We start from the raw sequence: 15830 nt of genomic DNA, 5'->3' as shown, positions 1-15830 counted from the left end.
CCCATCCGCGTATAAGCCCATCCGCGTATAAGCCCATATGCGTATTTGCCCATCTGCGTATTTGCCCATCTGCGTATCCGCTTTTATAATCATTTCACCCCTACGGGGTTTTCTAAAATCAATCAGATAAGTGATGCTGAAATAAAAACGGGGCATAAAAGGACAGCCTTGAGTTATAAACACCCTCTTTAAAATACTACCTTAAAGTGCTGTTTTTATGTAAAACAGTACTGCTTAGTAGGGAGAATTTTTTTTACCTTTTATCTTAAAATTTATAGTATGAAAAGAGAAAATAAAAACCGATTTTCGGCACTTCACCGAATGTTGCATTGGATAATTGCTTTAGCGATGTTGGTCTTATTTATGACCGGTTTTTTACGGATGTATTGGATGAACAAGAGAACTATTATCAGTGCGATTGATCTGTACACTTCCAGCGATTTTAATATAGAAAAAGATCAAAAGTTGGGAATCGCCAAAACGATTTTGAGTCCGATGTGGGAATGGCATATCTATGCGGCCTATGCCTTGTTTTTTGCCTTTGTAATTCGGGTGATTTATATGTTTTTTCAAGGGATTAGTTTTCCCAATCCGCTGTTAAAAGGACAAGCGCTAAAACGGCGATTACAAGGTTTTTTATATATAGCGCTTTACGTCTTACTATTGGTTGGCATAGTTACGGGTATGTATTTAAAGTGGGGTGATGGGCAATTTAAAGCTCCGATGGAAATGGTACATAAATGGGCGATTTATTGGTTTCCCATATTTGTAGTAGTGCATTTTGTTGGTATCGTGATTGGAGAATATACCGATAAAAAAGGAATCGTGTCCAAGATGATCGGGGGAGACTAAATTTACTGTTGGACTCCTATAGTGAGTAAAACTCGATGTATCAAATCTCTTGTAGGCGTATACTAGCACTGATTGGTGTTAAGGTTTATTGCATATACGCATTTCTCGCAGTTGTAATCGATTACTAAAAATGGAGTTATATACTAAATTAAGAAAAAAGAGAAATAAATAATCACTAAGTGTACCGTATTGTATACGATCTATGGGTGTTTTAATCTTTCTCTAAAAGAGTCTATTTTAATGATTTTTTTACATTTTTTTTAAAAAATAAGTTGAATAAATAGATACATTTGCGCTACTTTAATTAAATCTAAATAAGCGTATAATGATTGCCAAATCACTAGAGTTAGCCGTTCACAAAACCGGTATTCATACCAAATTGCGAACTTTTATTTTGATCTGTTGTGCTGTTTTTTCGCATCAAATTTTTGCTCAAGAGATCAGCCTTCAGCTTAAAAACGCTTCTAATCAACCGGTTTCTTATGCAACTGTAATCGGAAATTCGGGTATTTTAGCTACCTCAGACAATGCGGGAGTAGTGCTGTTGGATAAAGGGGTATTGCAAAACACTAGCATAACGATTTCCGCGGTTGGGTATTTGGATTTTAAACAAAATTTTCCTGCTGAAATCACGCAATTAACCTATGTTTTGGTATTAAAAACGGATGATACCCAGATGGACGAAGTGGTCATTACAGCGGGTAGAAAAGCCGAAAATATACGTACTGTACCTTCATCGGTTACAATTCTAAATCAAAAAGATATAGAAACGCAAAGTAGTATCACTACGAATCTGGCTTCAATATTGGGAAATACTGTTCCGGGTTTGGGAACTTCAACCAATAAGGCTACCAATTCGGGTCAAACTTTGCGCGGGCGTCAGGTATTGGTGCTGATCGACGGTATTCCCCAATCGACACCGCTGATGAATGGAGCTCGTGATTTACGTACCATAGATCCCAATGTCATTGAACGTATAGAGGTGATCAAAGGTGCTACTTCGATTTATGGAAACGGTTCAGGCGGTGGAATCATCAATTATATTACCAAAAAAAACCGCGGCAATAAAGTTTTAGAAGGAGCAACTACTATCGGTACATCCTTTAATCCCTATAACAGCGCTGGTACTTTGGGATATCGCGTGGCTCAATATTTTTCGGGAAGAAAAGACAAGTGGACCTATACTTTTGGTGGAACTTTGGACTACACAGGACTGCAACGCGATGGCGAAGGTTTGCCTGTCGGACAAACCGACGGCCTATCAAACACCTATTCCAATAATGCATTTGTAAAAATCGGATACGATATCAATGATAACTCTTCGATAACAGCGCTCTATAATTATTATGGAAGCACCCAACACGCCAAATACATTAGTAAAAATGGGGTTTATGGTCAGAGCCCAACTATAGGTGTGCGTGGAGAAGAGCCGGGAAAACCGGCAGGAACTCCCTATAACCACAATGCGATGTTGACCTATACCAACAGCAATTTATGGTTGGATACCCAATTGGATGCAACGGTATATATGAATACTTTTAGTTCGATGAATCGTTATGTCACTGCGGGAACCGCTTGGTATGGACCGGGACAAACCATGATTAATTCCGACAAAAAAGGGGTGCGTATCAATCTAAATACGCCATTTACAATTGGAAACCTACCTGTTGAAATTACTTATGGTTTGGATCTTTTAAACGATGTTACTTACCAAGATTTGGTTGATGGACGGGTTTATATCCCCAAAATGAATATGGTCAATATTGCTCCTTATGCGCAGTTAAAAATAGACTTTTTTGAAAACTTGATTTTTAAAGGTGGCGTTCGTTATGAGAATGCGCAGGTTAAAGTAGATGATTTTAATACCATCGCTACCGGACCGGGAAACGAGGGCAGTATTTTTGTTAGTGGAGGTAGTATACCCTATAAAGCCACGGTATTTAATGCGGGTTTACGATATAATAAATACGAATTATTCAATCCTTTTGTCAGTTTCTCTCAGGGGTTTGCGATCAATGAATTGGGACGTATCTTAAGACGAGCCAAGGAAAATACCTTGGGCAATTTAGAAACCGATCCGATCATTACCAACAACTACGAAATCGGTTTTTCAAGCCGTTACAGCATCTTTAACTTCTCGGCAGCATATTATATCAGTACTTCTGATTTGGGGGTTAACTTGGTAGATGTTGGTGGCTTTTTAATGGCACAACGCGAACCTGAAGAAGTAAAGGGATTTGAGTTGACATTAGACGCCAAACTGCGATCCAATTTAACCATCGGTGGTAGTTATGCCTATGTAGAGGGAAAGGCCAAATTGGATGACGGTAGTAAAGTATATCTAAACGGCTCGCGTATTGCTCCTCCTAAGGCTACGGGATTTGTCAGTTATCAGCCCACAGACAAGTGGAACCTGCAATTGTTTTGGGTTTATACGGGCAGTCGCGATCGATTTGAACCTAATGCTAAGGGAATTTACAAAAATAGCGAAGGTCCGATTAGTGATGTTAATCTCTTTAATTTCGCGGGTAGTTATACCATCAACAGTCAGTGGAATATCAGCTTGGGAATCGAAAACCTATTTAATAAAACCTACTATCCAACGGTGAGTCAATACCGTGCTTTGGATGCGGAATATGTTCGTGGAAGTGGAAGCCTTGTAAATGTAAACCTGCACTTTAAATTTTAAGCATGCTTAAAAAACAAATTCTCTGGTTTCACAAATGGTTGGGACTGCTCAGTGGAATCATCGTTTTTATAGTGAGTATTACGGGCTGTATTTACGTGTTTCACGACGAGTTAAAACTGCAGGTTTATCCCGATAAATATTTTACCAACACCGACAGCACAATTAATGGAACGCCGCTTCCATTAAGTGTGCTGCAAGCAGACGCACAATTGGCTCTGCCGAAAGGCGAAAAAATATCGCGAGTAGATCTGTTTCCTGCCAAAGATAGAACCTGGGTTTTTAGAGCATCTAAAACCAATGAAAACGCTGTTGGACATTGGGCGTATTACACCTACTACAAAAGGGTTTTTGTCAATCCATATACCGGAGAAGTACAAGCGGTAGAAGACAGTAAAAACGAGTTCTTTCAATTGGTATTGCAACTACACATGAATTTGCTGTTGGGAAAGAAGGTAGGAAGCCTTGTTGTTGGTACAGCCACGGCCTTGTTTGCGGTCATTCTCCTTACGGGCTTGGTTCTATGGTGGCCCAAAAAGTGGAAAGGCAAAACCTTGAAGCGCAGTTTTCGTTTTGATTTTAAAGTCAATAGAAAACGTTTAAACTACGATTTGCACAATATTTTGGGAATCTATGCCTTGTGTTTTGCGCTTTTATTCGCTTTAACGGGTTTGGTATTTGCATTTCCTGCCGTAAAAAAGATCTATGTCAACGGCTTTAATTCGTTCAGCACTGTGTCATCGACCACACCAAATTTCGGAAAAATACCCTTTACTCCAAAACGCGATAATTTGTTGGATACTGCTTTGAATTACGCCCTTTCTCAACATCCCACGGCAGCTATGATGGCCATTCGCTTCAAACCTAAAGAAGCCATTCAGGATATACAGGTTCGCTTAAACAAAGACAGAAGCGGCGTGTTTGTATGGTATTATTTTGACAAAGAAACGGGCGGTATACAAAACATTAAAAGCTCGCATTCCCAACCGTTGGGAGACCGCCTGTCGTCTATGAATTACGATTTACACGTGGGCAGTTATGGAGGTATTTATACCAAAATAGTTACTTTTATTATGGCTTTGATCTGCGCTTCACTGCCGTTAACCGGATTTATTATCTGGTTAAACAAAGGTAAAAAGAAGAAAAAAAAACGAACCTTATAGCGACGACAAACAAAAAAACTTGATAAGTTTCCGAAGAATGAACAAAGCCGTATTTGGTTATTCTAGAGTCGATTTCATTATATTTACCTGACTAATTAATACGATAAGGCGCTAGAATTATTTAAAGTAAATCCCAATGATAAACGAGCTACAAAACTTTTACCAGACTCAAGAAGAATCCAATAGAAGTTGTTTATGGGCATTACGCAGCATTATTTTGAATCAGCATGTGCAAATCTCGGAAGTGCGAAAATATGGGATGCCCTGTTTTATTTACAATAAAAAAGCAATTTGTTATTTGTGGATAGATAAGAAGACCAAAACGCCTTATATACTTTTCGTCGATGGGCAAAAGTTAACGCATCCCAAGTTGGAAACGGGCAAACGTTCGAGGATGAAAATCTTATATGTAAATCCCCATCAAGACATTCCGCTACAAACGATTACCGATATCATGACTGTTGTCTTGGGCTTGCATACAAAATAAAATTTTTATAAATTTATACGATGACGTATATTATATATTCAGATATAGGAGGTTATTTATGGTGGGTTTTAATTAAATTTTGTAAAACGAATCTAATCGACGAGCGAAAAGAAGAAAAATGGGCGAGAAATATTTTATTCTTAATTGTACTTTTTTTGTTGGCTGGATTTATTTCATCAAGATTTTTTATAGAGTAGTGGTTTATAACTTTTAAACAAGATTTTTTTACAAGTAATAAATGAGATATACTGATTTTAGTGATGTTGGAGGTTTTTTATGGTGGCTTTTCATTAAACAGCGTAAAACGAATTTAATCGACGAGCGAAAAGAAGAAAAATGGGCGAGAAATATTTTTTTTCTAGTACTTTTAGGTGTTTTTATAGGTTTTGTTTGCAGCCTGTTTGTATAAAGTAAAATAATCCTCACTCCAGCCACTTGCTGCCTTATTACAAAGTCTCTTTCTAGCATTTATCATTATTGAGCTTAATCAATATTTTTTAGCGCTTGAAAAAGCCAGAAAGACAATAAAAAGACTTACAAAATCAACAGTTAAGATTGCATTTTAACATGGTCGTATTTGTTAATTAAGACAAATGAGCATCAACTAATTAAAAAATAGTTTTATTTTAGGCTACCCTCTTTTTCATATTTAATCAAAATCAAAATTATGAAAAATGTCATTTTAACATCATTAATGATGCTATCGGGAGGATTGTCATCATTTGCACAAGACCATAAAACAACTTCAACGTATTATGGCACCAAAGCGAGTACTAATGCTAATAATCCTTGTAAAGGAGCCACAACACGTGTATGTGGTAAAATCGAATCTCAATTACAGCTTATAGAAAAAAATGAATATGTTCGTGTCTATGATCGCGTACAATGGATACATACTTCAGCCAATCCAACAAAACAAGTTCACGATATTATAAAAGTTCCTGTTTCGGAAGATTTATTGTCTTTTTTACAAGAAGAAGCTGGATATAATGCTAAGATAGAAATTATGCAATAAATAAGGGTTTTTAATTAAAAAAGAGGGTTTTGATAATTAATAATATACAATTCCTATGATGAAATATCTTTTATACTTGCTCTGTCTTTTACCTTTTTCTATAACAGCACAAGACAATCTTACTCCTGTACAAGAAATGTTAGCGTATGGACTTCAAATACGACAATACGACAATACGACTGACTATTTAAAAAACTACTTAACAATAACGGAAGAAAATAAAGCGATTTATCTCATTTTATACAGACCTATGAGTTGTCCTCGTTGTGAAGCAGTTATAAAACCATTTTATAATATGCTAAAAAACGACAACAGCGATCATAAAATGATTTTAGCGACTATCTATGAAGATCAAAAATCTGCCCAAAGTTATGTTGAACAACAAAAGTATCAAGCAGATGTCTATTTGTATGATACCATAAATAAATACAAAGATATTTTTGATTTTAATTCAGGAGAAATGTATGGGCTTTATGTATTAAAAATTAATCCGATAAAAGGGCGATTAATTATTGGTGGAGAACCAACCACACTAAATAAAAAATTTATTACCGACTTAGTGCAGTATAACGATGAGTTTTCGTTTTCCGCGAATACAGTACTGCAAAAAAAGGATTTTGCAGTTGATACTACCGTGGATAAACAACAATTTATATATGATAAAATAGTTCTAGAAGAACATGAAAATTACCCGATTTCCGGAATTTATGAAAAAGCAGTATTCAAAAACAATCATTTAATCTTTACTGATGAACTCAAAAATGCGGGCTATTTGTTTGAAATCGATTTGCATGCCAAACAAGGTTACTTTAAAAATCTAATAGTTGCAGATAGTATAGAAAAAAAGCAGTTTGTGGACATACCTCAAAATGTATTTGAAGAAAAAGATAAAATGGGCGGAATATTCTACATTGCTTGCCAAGCGAACTTAATAAATAAGGATAAACTCAGTATTTCTTATTCTTTACCCAAACTTTTTATGGAAAGCGAGTACAATATGGCTTATTACAATGAACCCGTTATTATCTCAATGGATACGGAAACATTGGAAAATAGAAAGCTGACAGCATTAGATCTGGATATTTTTAAGGATGAATTTATGTATCAACATTACACTTATTTCGTCTTGGACGATACTAAGATAGTGATACCTTGTGTAAGAAATACTTGGCCAATTGAAGTAGAACTGGAAGATTATCAAGGAAAAGAGAACTTAGATCCTTTTTTAGACTCCTTTTATCAACAAAAGAATCCCTATTTAGCTGTATTTGATATAAATACAGGGAAACTAATCAATAGATTTGGAAATTTAAACCGCGTTCAAAGAGTTAGTAAAACGGGATATTATTTTGTATCTACGGTATTTGCAGGTTCTAAGAAAGAAGTCATTTATGGCGACGGGTATTCGGGAAAGTTATTTTTATCGGAAAAAGAAAATTTAGACAACCCTATAAAAGAATACCGTGTATTTGACGTCGATACAGAGAAATTTCCAAGTATTAATAAAAATAATTTCTATTCGTTTGATCAAGCAAACAACTATAGCAGTATACTAAATAAATATATTAAAGAAGTTGGGCTTACTAAAACACATATATATTGTTTAGTTAATCCTATTAGCTCTAAAGGGTTTTCAAATCAGGACAATCTAGAACTAATCATTTTAGATAAAAAAGATGGAAAAAAAGTGTTTAGCTCTAAAATAGTAAAAGAATTTGCTCAGGACGAAAGAGTATTAACTATTGGTTTAGCAGAAATCGCCAATACAATTACTCCTTACTATATCTCAAAAAGGAATAACGAAGTTGTTCTAAAATTAGTAACTCCAAAAAATATAGCTAGTAAAGTTAAAAATTGAGAACACTAAGTTTGCAATGCTCGGCTGACAGAAAAAATAGCTATCAACCAATATTTTATTTGTATGATGTTTGTATTGCTTTTGTGTAGCATTTGTAAATAAATGTGTTTAGACGTTGATAGCGAGGTAGATAGTTGTAGATCGACTGTATGTTCCTTGTAAAGTGTTTATTTAACCCGCTGATAGCTGGAATGGTACAGTTAGGTGAATTTGGTTTAATAGGCACAAATCACTCCGAGCAGTAACCCCAGCAGTATCGAATTAAAAAGAAGCTGTCTTATCGCTGTGGTTCAAAAATCAACAAGGTGGTTTGAGGTTTACCGGCTGGTTTGTTTTCAACACCTTTGGGCACTATAATACATTCGTTGGCATAAATTTCAATGGTTTGATCGCGAAATTGTAATTCCAATATACCATCAACGACAAAGAATAATTTATCTTCATCTTCATGTGTATGCCATTCGTATTCGCCTTCTAATTTAATCAATTGGATTTCGTGGTTATTGATTTTTCCTAGTGAACGTAATGTCAAAAAATCTGGGAGTGTTGCGGATTCTTTTTGCAGATCGATTTTTTTTATTTTCATAATATTTTTTTATTTGGAGTCCATGATAAGGGATACTCGTTAGTAAATCTATTTAAAGCCTTATTTGTATTCAATATAAATAACTATACAAAGTTACTTATTTTTATATATGATAGAAGCAGGAAAAAATACGAAAACAGCACACTTTTAAAACGCTTATATTGACATATTGATAAGATTAAATTCAAAGAGGAGTAAGGCAATATGAAAATTGAAATTATAAATGAGCGAAGCCAGCAATGGAGCCGTGTTTTAGAATTGTCTGCGAGTCAGATCCTTTCCAAAGGGCAATATGGTGTTGAATCGGAAGAAGTTATTGCTGATAACGGTTTTATACAACGGCGCAGACAACTTTGTTTGGATGGATTTCATCTTAATTTTTTTTAAAAGCCTTCCATGAGTATTGCTGCTTTGGCACAGCGGGTTGGATACAAACACTACAACCATTTTTCGATGGCTTTTAGGAAGCGATTTGGCAGTGTTCCGAGTAGTTTTTAAACTAATTACCGATATATAGATCTCTGATTTTCTAGCGAAAAAACGTGTGATTAGCATATTTAATAAAGAAAAAGCTGTTTTTAGGCTATTCATTTGGTTAAAATAAATTTTTTATTATATTTACATACAGGTAGTTATGTTGTTTTGTAGCTGATTTAATCTAACAAATTAATAGGGTGAAGAAACTGAGAAATATTTATCAAACTCAAGACGAGCCAAACAGTAGTTGTTTGTTAGAATTACGGACTATTATTTTGAATAGAGATGTTATACTGACAGAATCAGTTAGGTATGGAATGCCTTGTTTTCTATACCATAAAAAAACGATTTGTTGTTTGTGGGTTGATAAGGAAACAAGGAAACCCTGTATTTTTTTTATTTCAGGACAGCAATTAAGTCACCCTCAATTAGAAAGAGGTGCTACTATACGATTCAGAACATTGATAATTGATCCCTATAACAATATCCCGACGGATCTCATTAACACTATAGTTAGCGAAGCAGTAAATTTAGTGAGAGTACGTTCGCGAAAATCGAGAAAACGCAAAAATCAGTAAGCCGTAACAGCTACATTCTAGCAAGCATCTAGGTTTGTAGTTTTATCCTTAAAAACTTGAAGTTTATACTAATAACAGTTATACTTTCCGTTTAGTCGCTAAATTCTAAGTAAACCATAGTATTTTTATTTTTAAGTTCACAAGCCAATTCACTCAATCATTTGGAATAAAACTTAATTTTTGCGCATTTTATTCCATACAAACACACTGCTAAAATAAAGTGCTGAAAGGATTGAAAAGGCAATTATCGCCATTCCAATAAACTCTGTAAAGCGCATCAGCATACTCGATTCTCTTAGATCGGCATCCATTAAAAAACCAATAGTGGTTAGTACAAAAGCCACACTAAGTAAATTCAAAAAACGTTTTTTCATCGGTATAAAGTGATAGTAATGTTGTTGTGTTTATTATAAAATTTCGCCTTGTTTTGCCTGTTTAAAAAAATGTTCAGGCCTAATTCTAAACAATCCTAAGGCATAACGCAAAATCTCATTGCTTATTTTGACAGGTCTTTATTTTTTAATGAGGTTGCATACGAAATGTGCTAATACTAAAATCCCGCACTATAAACCAGGACTAACTTTAGAAGGTTTAGTCGCAGATTGGGTGATGTTTTACAGTTTTTTCTTTAGTTTTCACTAAAAACCACTGCATAGCAAAAGTGGAATTTAGCTGCGGTCAAATTTTGTATATATGATTATTGCTGAATTAAAGAAAACAGTTCCGACATTTTTTTTGTGGTGGAAACGTCCAGAATCAATTGGGTTTTCGGTGTTTGGTAAGTTCCTTCTAAATTGTCGAGTAAGTTTAAAGGAAAAGATTTCAGTTGGGTATCCACAGCATAAAACTCGGGCGATATGTATAAACACAAATTCCATAGCGTATGTAAATGGGAGGTAGTGGGTTTGTAATACGATTTAGCGTATAGGTAGAGCTGTAGCGATCTGGACAAATAATGATGTAAAATTTTGGTCGAAAAACTCTGTTGAGCAACCGGACTTTGCAGTTGTTTTCTCAATTTCTTTTTATAAAACGCATGGAGTTGTTTTATTTCTTGCCATAAATCGTCGTAAAACGGTTCGTAGTTGGAATACCAATGCAAAGGTGGATGCCAATCCGATTGATAGATGCGATTTTTACAGCGGAGTACATTTTTTAAAAAACCTTGGTACTCGTAGGCGTATCGCTGTATCCATATTCGGCTGTGTTGAATTATAGTAAAAGACGAACTGCTGTTCGAATTGGAAAACAATCCTTGAAAATAGTGTTGTTTTTCAGGAGTGTCAACGGTAGTAATCGCCAATAAATAGTAGTGTGTTGTGGGATTTTGATTTGTAATTTGTAGGTTTTGGCCAAACAGATAAACCTCTTCTACTTCGGGCAATTGGCATAATTGATTGAGATGGCGAGTAGCGTTTTTACAGTTCCAAATAGGATGTTGTGGAATTTTGGATTTTGGTAACTTTTGTTGGTGTGCTTTAGCCCAAACCGCATGCATTTGCGCATGTACCAATCGTTTAAAACGCTTTTGAATGCAAAGCAAGGCATTGTGCCAATCCATGTTAAAACCACCGTCGTTTTCATTTAAAACATCTTTTATTAAATAATATTCAGCAGCATTTTCTTTGACAAACAGACGCTTTACTTCAGGAATGTGTTTTTCCAAACGCAACAGCCGTTTCGATAGGGTTTGTTTGGAATGGGTTATTCCAAAAACCAGCAATTCCAGATAATCGCAATCGTTTTGAAACGATTTGATATAAAAGCCCCAGCTTCCTATAGCTTGTTGTGCAACAAATTCGTTGCCGTAAGTAGCCAGTAACTTTTGTTTTTGCGTATAACTGTCTTTAAAACGGTCAAAATCCATTTCGTTGCACCAAGACGAAAATACTACCTTATCCGAGCAGTAAATCCAATGAGCCTCTGTTAGATATAACTTTGAAAAATAGTTTCCGTTATCGCGTTGAAAATCAAGGTCTTTGGTGTCAAGAACTATCATATCAAGTTGATTTTGGTGTTCAAGTGTCTTTAAACTTTTGTCGGTAAAAAACCGCTTTAGCTGCTTTTTATTGGTGGTGTACAGCCACAGTACTTTGGCACTGCGGTGTAGGCTAAAACCATACCAGATGTTTGTGAGTAAACCGAGTTTTATCAAGTGCTCCAGATTATCAAGTAGTTGGGTTGTGAAATTTTGTTGGGAAATGATGTTGATAGCATTTTTCATGAGTTTTTATTTTTATTATTTCCAAATTTTTAAAAAACTAGAGTGGTACCAAACCTATAATCAAGGTTTTGTATCATTTTAATAAGGTATTTTACCATTTTTAATAAAAATTTCAATTTGATTTGAAATCATTTTTTTTATATTTGTTACAGTAGCATTTTAAACAGTGACATTATGGAAAAACCTACTAAAAAACACATCGGTAAAAATATCAGCCGAATCCGCGAAATGAAAGGTATGAAACAAACTACTTTAGCCGAATTATTGGGCATCAGCCAACAACAAGTATCTATGTTAGAAAACAGCGAAGAAGTAGAAGATTCCAAATTAGTAGCCGTTGCCGAAGTATTAGAAGTACCGGTACAAGCCTTAAAAGAATATTCAGACGAAAAGGTTTTAAATATTATTACAAGTACTTTTAATGATAGTGCTACACTTAATAATATGGGAAACTATCACCCGACATTCAACCCTCTAGACAAAGTCGTGGAACTCTACGAACGTTTACTTGCTGCCGAAAAAGAAAAAATGGCGATGCTGGAGAAGATGATGGGGAAGTAAGCTTTGTTTTTTAAACAAATTAGAGCATTTGCTTTTAGTATGTAAGCGAAGATGAATACACCAACTCACATAAAATTTGACAAAAACCAATTAGATAAAATCGGTAATACGGCTGTATATTTATGTAATCGGATAAAAAACCTTTCCAAAGCGAGACTGTTGGGGCTGTTTTATATTTTGGATGAGCGTTCTATTTGCAAAAGCGGTATTCCCTTTTTAGATTTAACTTATACAGTAGGGCAATCAGGGCTTAATTCGACAGCCTTGTTCGTAGACTTAGCCTCGAATTCTTTTTTTTATTTAGGAGATTATATCGAAGAAAAGCACAGTGAGGAAATGGATTACATCATGCCACTTCAAGAGTTTTATGACGACGAGTTTACCGAAAACGATATCGCTTTACTGGATCAGATGATTGTGGAACTCGGAGATAAAAGCCAGCAAGAATTAGAGGAACACTTCGCCAATAAAATTGCGCTGTGGTATCATACCGCTAAAGATAATAGAGTTTTCGTAAATTTAAAATTGCAACCAAATAGCCCTACAGGTTTCGTGATTGACATGAGTTTATTAATCGCTGATGCCCCGCGAAAACTGCTTATATACAATGGTCTAAGATATTACAACTAAAGGTAGATAATAGATTGCATTTGATTCGCGTTTCTCAGCTTTGTATCTTTAAGAGGAAAGCAATATGCCAATTAGAAACTAAATTGAGTAAAAAAAATGAGCCGATTAAATCACTTAATCGGCTCATTTTTTATGTATATTTGATTTGTTTAAGAAATTTAACCGGCTTATGCAATACAATTGGCAACATAAAGAATGGGCGAAATTTGATTATAATGCAGCTGTTATAGATCAGATAATCTTGGAGTTTGCCTTAGAAATTGGCGAAATTAAAGGGATGATTGAAAACTTATCAGAAGATATTCGTCAGGAAACCATACTTCAATTTATGATTGATGAGGCCCTTAAAACTTCTGAAATTGAGGGGGAATATTACAGCCGTCAAGATATCATATCGTCGATTAAGAACCGAATCGATGTCACATCGGCTTTAAGTATCAAAGATAAAAATGCCCGAGGAATTGGGGAATTGATGGTATTGGTACACAACGATTATCAAGCAGTGCTGTCCGAACAGCTTATCAAAGATTGGCACCAGACCTTGTTTGGCAATTCGAAGCGCATTCAGTCGGGACACTATAGGCAAGGAGAGGAACCTATGGTCATTGTTAGTGGTCGTTATGGCAAGGAACAAATCCATTTCGAGGCACCTCCTTCCAATAGATTGGCTGAAGAGATGAGACAATTTGTAGAGTGGTACCAGCAATTTGATGTAACTGTATTGGATATAAAAGGTATTTTAATTAAAACAGCCATTACACATTTGTATTTTGAATCCATACATCCTTTTGAAGACGGTAACGGTAGAATAGGTAGAGCCTTAGCTGAAAAATGTTTGGGAGAATCTTTTCAACGTCCTTTGATTATGAGTTTGTCGAGTATGATTGAAAAAGATAAAAAAAAATATTATAACGCCTTAAAAACAGCTCAAAAGTCATTGGAGATTACGGATTGGATATGGTATTTTTCACAAACCATTTTAGAGTCTCAAAAGTTAACGAAGAAAATAATAGCCTTTACGATTAAAAAAGCACATTTTTTGGATCAAAAGAAGTTGCAGCTAAACGAACGGCAATATAAAGTAGTACTAAAGATATTTGATCAAGGTATAGCGGGTTTTGATGGCGGTATGACAGCCAGAAAGTATATATCCATTACTAAGATTTCAAAAGCTACTGCAACCAGAGATTTAATAGATTTAGTAGAAAAACAAATTTTCACTGCTATTGGAGCCGGACGATCCGTACGTTATGAATTGAATTTTAGCTCTTGATTTTTACCTTACAATCGGTTATTTCACCAATAGCAAATCACCGATTATTAACCACTGCTTTCTGTGTACTTTTCATCCCCGTTTCCTTCAACAAAAAACTAATTCCTATAGCTATGGCTATACCGACAATCCAAAAGAATCCGGCTTGTTGAAAGTGCAGAATTTTATCGCTTGTATCTTCTAAACTTCGTCCAAAAAGTCGACTAAACACGGGACTCACCAAGGTGGTCACTCCAAAAGTAATAAAGTTGATAGCACCGGTTGCGCTGCCTTTGACGAAATCGGGATTGGCTTCTTTGATAATGGAATACGGAATCATGGCAGCACCGGAACCGATACCCATCATAAACATACTGACTTTGGCGGGTATCAGATCGGGGAAGTACAGTAGCAATATTAAACTCGCAATCATGATAAGCGCACCGAGGCGCAGTATCGGTTTTCTACGTCCGATTTTATCGGTAAAATAACCCAATATTGGACAACCGAACACCCATCCCAACGCGACCATGGCACTGGCAACGGTGGCGGTATGAAAATCGAAGGCGAGGTCTTTTTGAAAAAAGGCCACAGCCCAAGTCATGGCAAATATGGTGGTTGGTGCAAAGAGCAGTCCCGATATGATACCGCAGTACCACGATTGCGGATTGCTAAATACAATTTTATAAGGTTCGAGCAAGCTCGGTCTTTTTTCGTTATTAGCGATTTCTTTGGCGTCATTGGTGGGAATCACAAACCACAATCCCACCGCAACGAGAATGGTAAACAGTCCGGACCACAACCAAAACGTATGGATTTCCATGCCGTTTTCCATCCAAGGCCCTACGATAAACTGTCCTGCTGAACCGCCGAGCATTCCAAAACACTGCGTAAAACCGATGGCTGTAGCCAGGGATTTGGCAGAAAAACCCTTACTAGCGAGATACACACAACCGGGAAAGGCAAAAGCACAGCCCGCACCTTGTAGTAATCGACCTGCAGTACCTGCAAACTGACTCGATATCAAAAACAGCAAACACCCAAGCCCCAAGATAAAAGCTCCCGCAAACAGCGAGTATTTTGCTCCAAAGCGGTCTAAGGCCATACCGGCTATTAAACTGCAAATCGAATAAGTATAATAATACGTTCCGATAATGTTAACCAAACCGATCGAACTGACGTGAAAATTGGATGAGAGCTCCGGTATCATCACCGCGGGTGCTGAACGGATTACATAATCCAAAAAATAAAACAATAATCCGAAAACCCACGCAATCACGTAGTATTTGGTATGCGACTTAGTAAGAGTATGATCCATCAGTGGAGGGATTAAGTTAAAATTGATTCAAAGTAAATGACAAAAGCGGATTCGGTTAAATCTTATAATAGCGTATTAGACAGAGTGATTAAAATTTCTAAATAAGTTATATACAATGCGATTAAAACTCATCAAAACTATTA

At 35.9% G+C, this 15830-nt stretch carries 16 protein-coding genes; 12 read left to right on the top strand and 4 right to left on the bottom strand.

Annotated elements, in window-relative coordinates:
* Window positions 1–279: 279 nt before the first annotated feature.
* The 7 genes from KO524_RS12560 (at window position 280) to KO524_RS12530 (ending at window position 8061) form a co-directional block, all read left to right on the top strand.
* Entirely contained in the window at window positions 280–852 is a 573-nt protein-coding gene (locus KO524_RS12560; RefSeq protein ID WP_219294523.1) for a cytochrome b/b6 domain-containing protein, read from the top strand.
* 325 nt (window positions 853–1177) lie between these two features.
* A complete protein-coding gene (locus KO524_RS12555; RefSeq protein ID WP_219294522.1) occupies window positions 1178–3541 on the top strand; it encodes a TonB-dependent receptor in 2364 nt (787 codons plus the stop codon).
* A gap of 2 nt (window positions 3542–3543) precedes the next feature.
* On the top strand, window positions 3544–4701 hold the full coding sequence (locus tag KO524_RS12550; RefSeq protein ID WP_219294521.1) for a PepSY domain-containing protein: 1158 nt from the start codon (window positions 3544–3546) through the stop codon (window positions 4699–4701).
* Window positions 4702–4837: 136 nt separating this feature from the next.
* Window positions 4838–5188, top strand: coding sequence for a DUF1801 domain-containing protein (locus KO524_RS12545; RefSeq protein ID WP_219294520.1), 351 nt, complete (start codon window positions 4838–4840; stop codon window positions 5186–5188).
* Window positions 5189–5426: 238 nt separating this feature from the next.
* The gene (locus KO524_RS12540; protein ID WP_219294519.1) at window positions 5427–5597 is read left to right on the top strand and encodes a hypothetical protein; all 171 of its coding nucleotides are present in this window, start codon (window positions 5427–5429) and stop codon (window positions 5595–5597) included.
* A gap of 285 nt (window positions 5598–5882) precedes the next feature.
* Window positions 5883–6203 (top strand): hypothetical protein, encoded by a 321-nt coding sequence (locus KO524_RS12535; protein WP_219294518.1) that lies wholly within the window; start codon window positions 5883–5885, stop codon window positions 6201–6203.
* Window positions 6204–6258: 55 nt separating this feature from the next.
* The gene (locus KO524_RS12530; RefSeq protein ID WP_219294517.1) at window positions 6259–8061 is read left to right on the top strand and encodes a hypothetical protein; all 1803 of its coding nucleotides are present in this window, start codon (window positions 6259–6261) and stop codon (window positions 8059–8061) included.
* A 277-nt stretch (window positions 8062–8338) separates the two neighbouring features.
* Here KO524_RS12530 and KO524_RS12525 read toward each other — a convergent pair whose 3' ends face one another.
* On the bottom strand, window positions 8339–8647 hold the full coding sequence (locus KO524_RS12525) for a cupin domain-containing protein (RefSeq protein WP_255555257.1): 309 nt from the start codon (window positions 8645–8647) through the stop codon (window positions 8339–8341).
* A gap of 396 nt (window positions 8648–9043) precedes the next feature.
* Here KO524_RS12525 and KO524_RS12520 point away from each other — a divergent pair, with 396 nt between their 5' ends.
* Both KO524_RS12520 and KO524_RS15590 read left to right on the top strand, forming a co-directional pair.
* Window positions 9044–9145, top strand: coding sequence for a helix-turn-helix domain-containing protein (locus tag KO524_RS12520; RefSeq protein WP_219294516.1), 102 nt, complete (start codon window positions 9044–9046; stop codon window positions 9143–9145).
* Window positions 9146–9321: 176 nt separating this feature from the next.
* A complete protein-coding gene (locus KO524_RS15590) occupies window positions 9322–9702 on the top strand; it encodes a DUF1801 domain-containing protein (RefSeq protein ID WP_219294515.1) in 381 nt (126 codons plus the stop codon).
* Window positions 9703–9875: 173 nt separating this feature from the next.
* On the opposite strand, the gene KO524_RS12510 is transcribed toward KO524_RS15590, so the two are convergent.
* Complete coding sequence (locus KO524_RS12510; protein ID WP_219294514.1) at window positions 9876–10076, bottom strand: hypothetical protein; 201 nt, start codon at window positions 10074–10076, stop codon at window positions 9876–9878.
* Window positions 10077–10399: 323 nt separating this feature from the next.
* Window positions 10400–11926, bottom strand: coding sequence for a hypothetical protein (locus KO524_RS12505; protein ID WP_219294513.1), 1527 nt, complete (start codon window positions 11924–11926; stop codon window positions 10400–10402).
* 174 nt (window positions 11927–12100) lie between these two features.
* Between KO524_RS12505 and KO524_RS12500 the strand changes: the two genes are divergently transcribed.
* The 3 genes from KO524_RS12500 (at window position 12101) to KO524_RS12490 (ending at window position 14390) form a co-directional block, all read left to right on the top strand.
* The gene (locus KO524_RS12500) at window positions 12101–12487 is read left to right on the top strand and encodes a helix-turn-helix domain-containing protein (protein WP_219294512.1); all 387 of its coding nucleotides are present in this window, start codon (window positions 12101–12103) and stop codon (window positions 12485–12487) included.
* 51 nt (window positions 12488–12538) lie between these two features.
* Window positions 12539–13117 (top strand): hypothetical protein, encoded by a 579-nt coding sequence (locus KO524_RS12495; protein ID WP_219294511.1) that lies wholly within the window; start codon window positions 12539–12541, stop codon window positions 13115–13117.
* Window positions 13118–13286: 169 nt separating this feature from the next.
* Window positions 13287–14390 carry a Fic family protein gene (locus tag KO524_RS12490; protein WP_219294510.1) on the top strand — a complete coding sequence of 368 codons (1104 nt, stop codon included), beginning with the start codon at window positions 13287–13289 and terminating at the stop codon, window positions 14388–14390.
* Window positions 14391–14427: 37 nt separating this feature from the next.
* Here KO524_RS12490 and KO524_RS12485 read toward each other — a convergent pair whose 3' ends face one another.
* Window positions 14428–15687 carry an MFS transporter gene (locus KO524_RS12485; RefSeq protein ID WP_219294509.1) on the bottom strand — a complete coding sequence of 420 codons (1260 nt, stop codon included), beginning with the start codon at window positions 15685–15687 and terminating at the stop codon, window positions 14428–14430.
* Between the last annotated feature and the right edge of the window lie 143 nt (window positions 15688–15830).

Origin of the sequence: Flavobacterium sp. NKUCC04_CG (assembly GCF_019345525.1) — a bacterium.
In the GTDB taxonomy this organism is placed as follows: Bacteria; Bacteroidota; Bacteroidia; order Flavobacteriales; family Flavobacteriaceae; genus Flavobacterium.
Note: the sequence above shows the minus strand (reverse complement) of the source record. Positions and strands in the feature narration are given on the sequence as shown.

Bases quoted from the DNA above. Each gene is read 5' to 3' on its own strand.
- KO524_RS12555 (WP_219294522.1), top strand. From the start codon at position 1,178: ATGATTGCCAAATCACTAGAGTTAGCCGTTCACAAAACCGGTATTCAT.
- KO524_RS12500 (WP_219294512.1), top strand. From the start codon at position 12,101: ATGGAAAAACCTACTAAAAAACACATCGGTAAAAATATCAGCCGAATC.
- KO524_RS12550 (WP_219294521.1), top strand. From the start codon at position 3,544: ATGCTTAAAAAACAAATTCTCTGGTTTCACAAATGGTTGGGACTGCTC.
- KO524_RS12530 (WP_219294517.1), top strand. From the start codon at position 6,259: ATGATGAAATATCTTTTATACTTGCTCTGTCTTTTACCTTTTTCTATA.
- KO524_RS12560 (WP_219294523.1), top strand. From the start codon at position 280: ATGAAAAGAGAAAATAAAAACCGATTTTCGGCACTTCACCGAATGTTG.
- KO524_RS12485 (WP_219294509.1), bottom strand. From the start codon at position 15,687: ATGGATCATACTCTTACTAAGTCGCATACCAAATACTACGTGATTGCG.
- KO524_RS12510 (WP_219294514.1), bottom strand. From the start codon at position 10,076: ATGAAAAAACGTTTTTTGAATTTACTTAGTGTGGCTTTTGTACTAACC.
- KO524_RS12520 (WP_219294516.1), top strand. From the start codon at position 9,044: ATGAGTATTGCTGCTTTGGCACAGCGGGTTGGATACAAACACTACAAC.
- KO524_RS12525 (WP_255555257.1), bottom strand. From the start codon at position 8,647: ATGAAAATAAAAAAAATCGATCTGCAAAAAGAATCCGCAACACTCCCA.
- KO524_RS12495 (WP_219294511.1), top strand. From the start codon at position 12,539: ATGAATACACCAACTCACATAAAATTTGACAAAAACCAATTAGATAAA.
- KO524_RS12505 (WP_219294513.1), bottom strand. From the start codon at position 11,926: ATGAAAAATGCTATCAACATCATTTCCCAACAAAATTTCACAACCCAA.
- KO524_RS12545 (WP_219294520.1), top strand. From the start codon at position 4,838: ATGATAAACGAGCTACAAAACTTTTACCAGACTCAAGAAGAATCCAAT.
- KO524_RS12490 (WP_219294510.1), top strand. From the start codon at position 13,287: ATGCAATACAATTGGCAACATAAAGAATGGGCGAAATTTGATTATAAT.
- KO524_RS12540 (WP_219294519.1), top strand. From the start codon at position 5,427: ATGAGATATACTGATTTTAGTGATGTTGGAGGTTTTTTATGGTGGCTT.
- KO524_RS12535 (WP_219294518.1), top strand. From the start codon at position 5,883: ATGATGCTATCGGGAGGATTGTCATCATTTGCACAAGACCATAAAACA.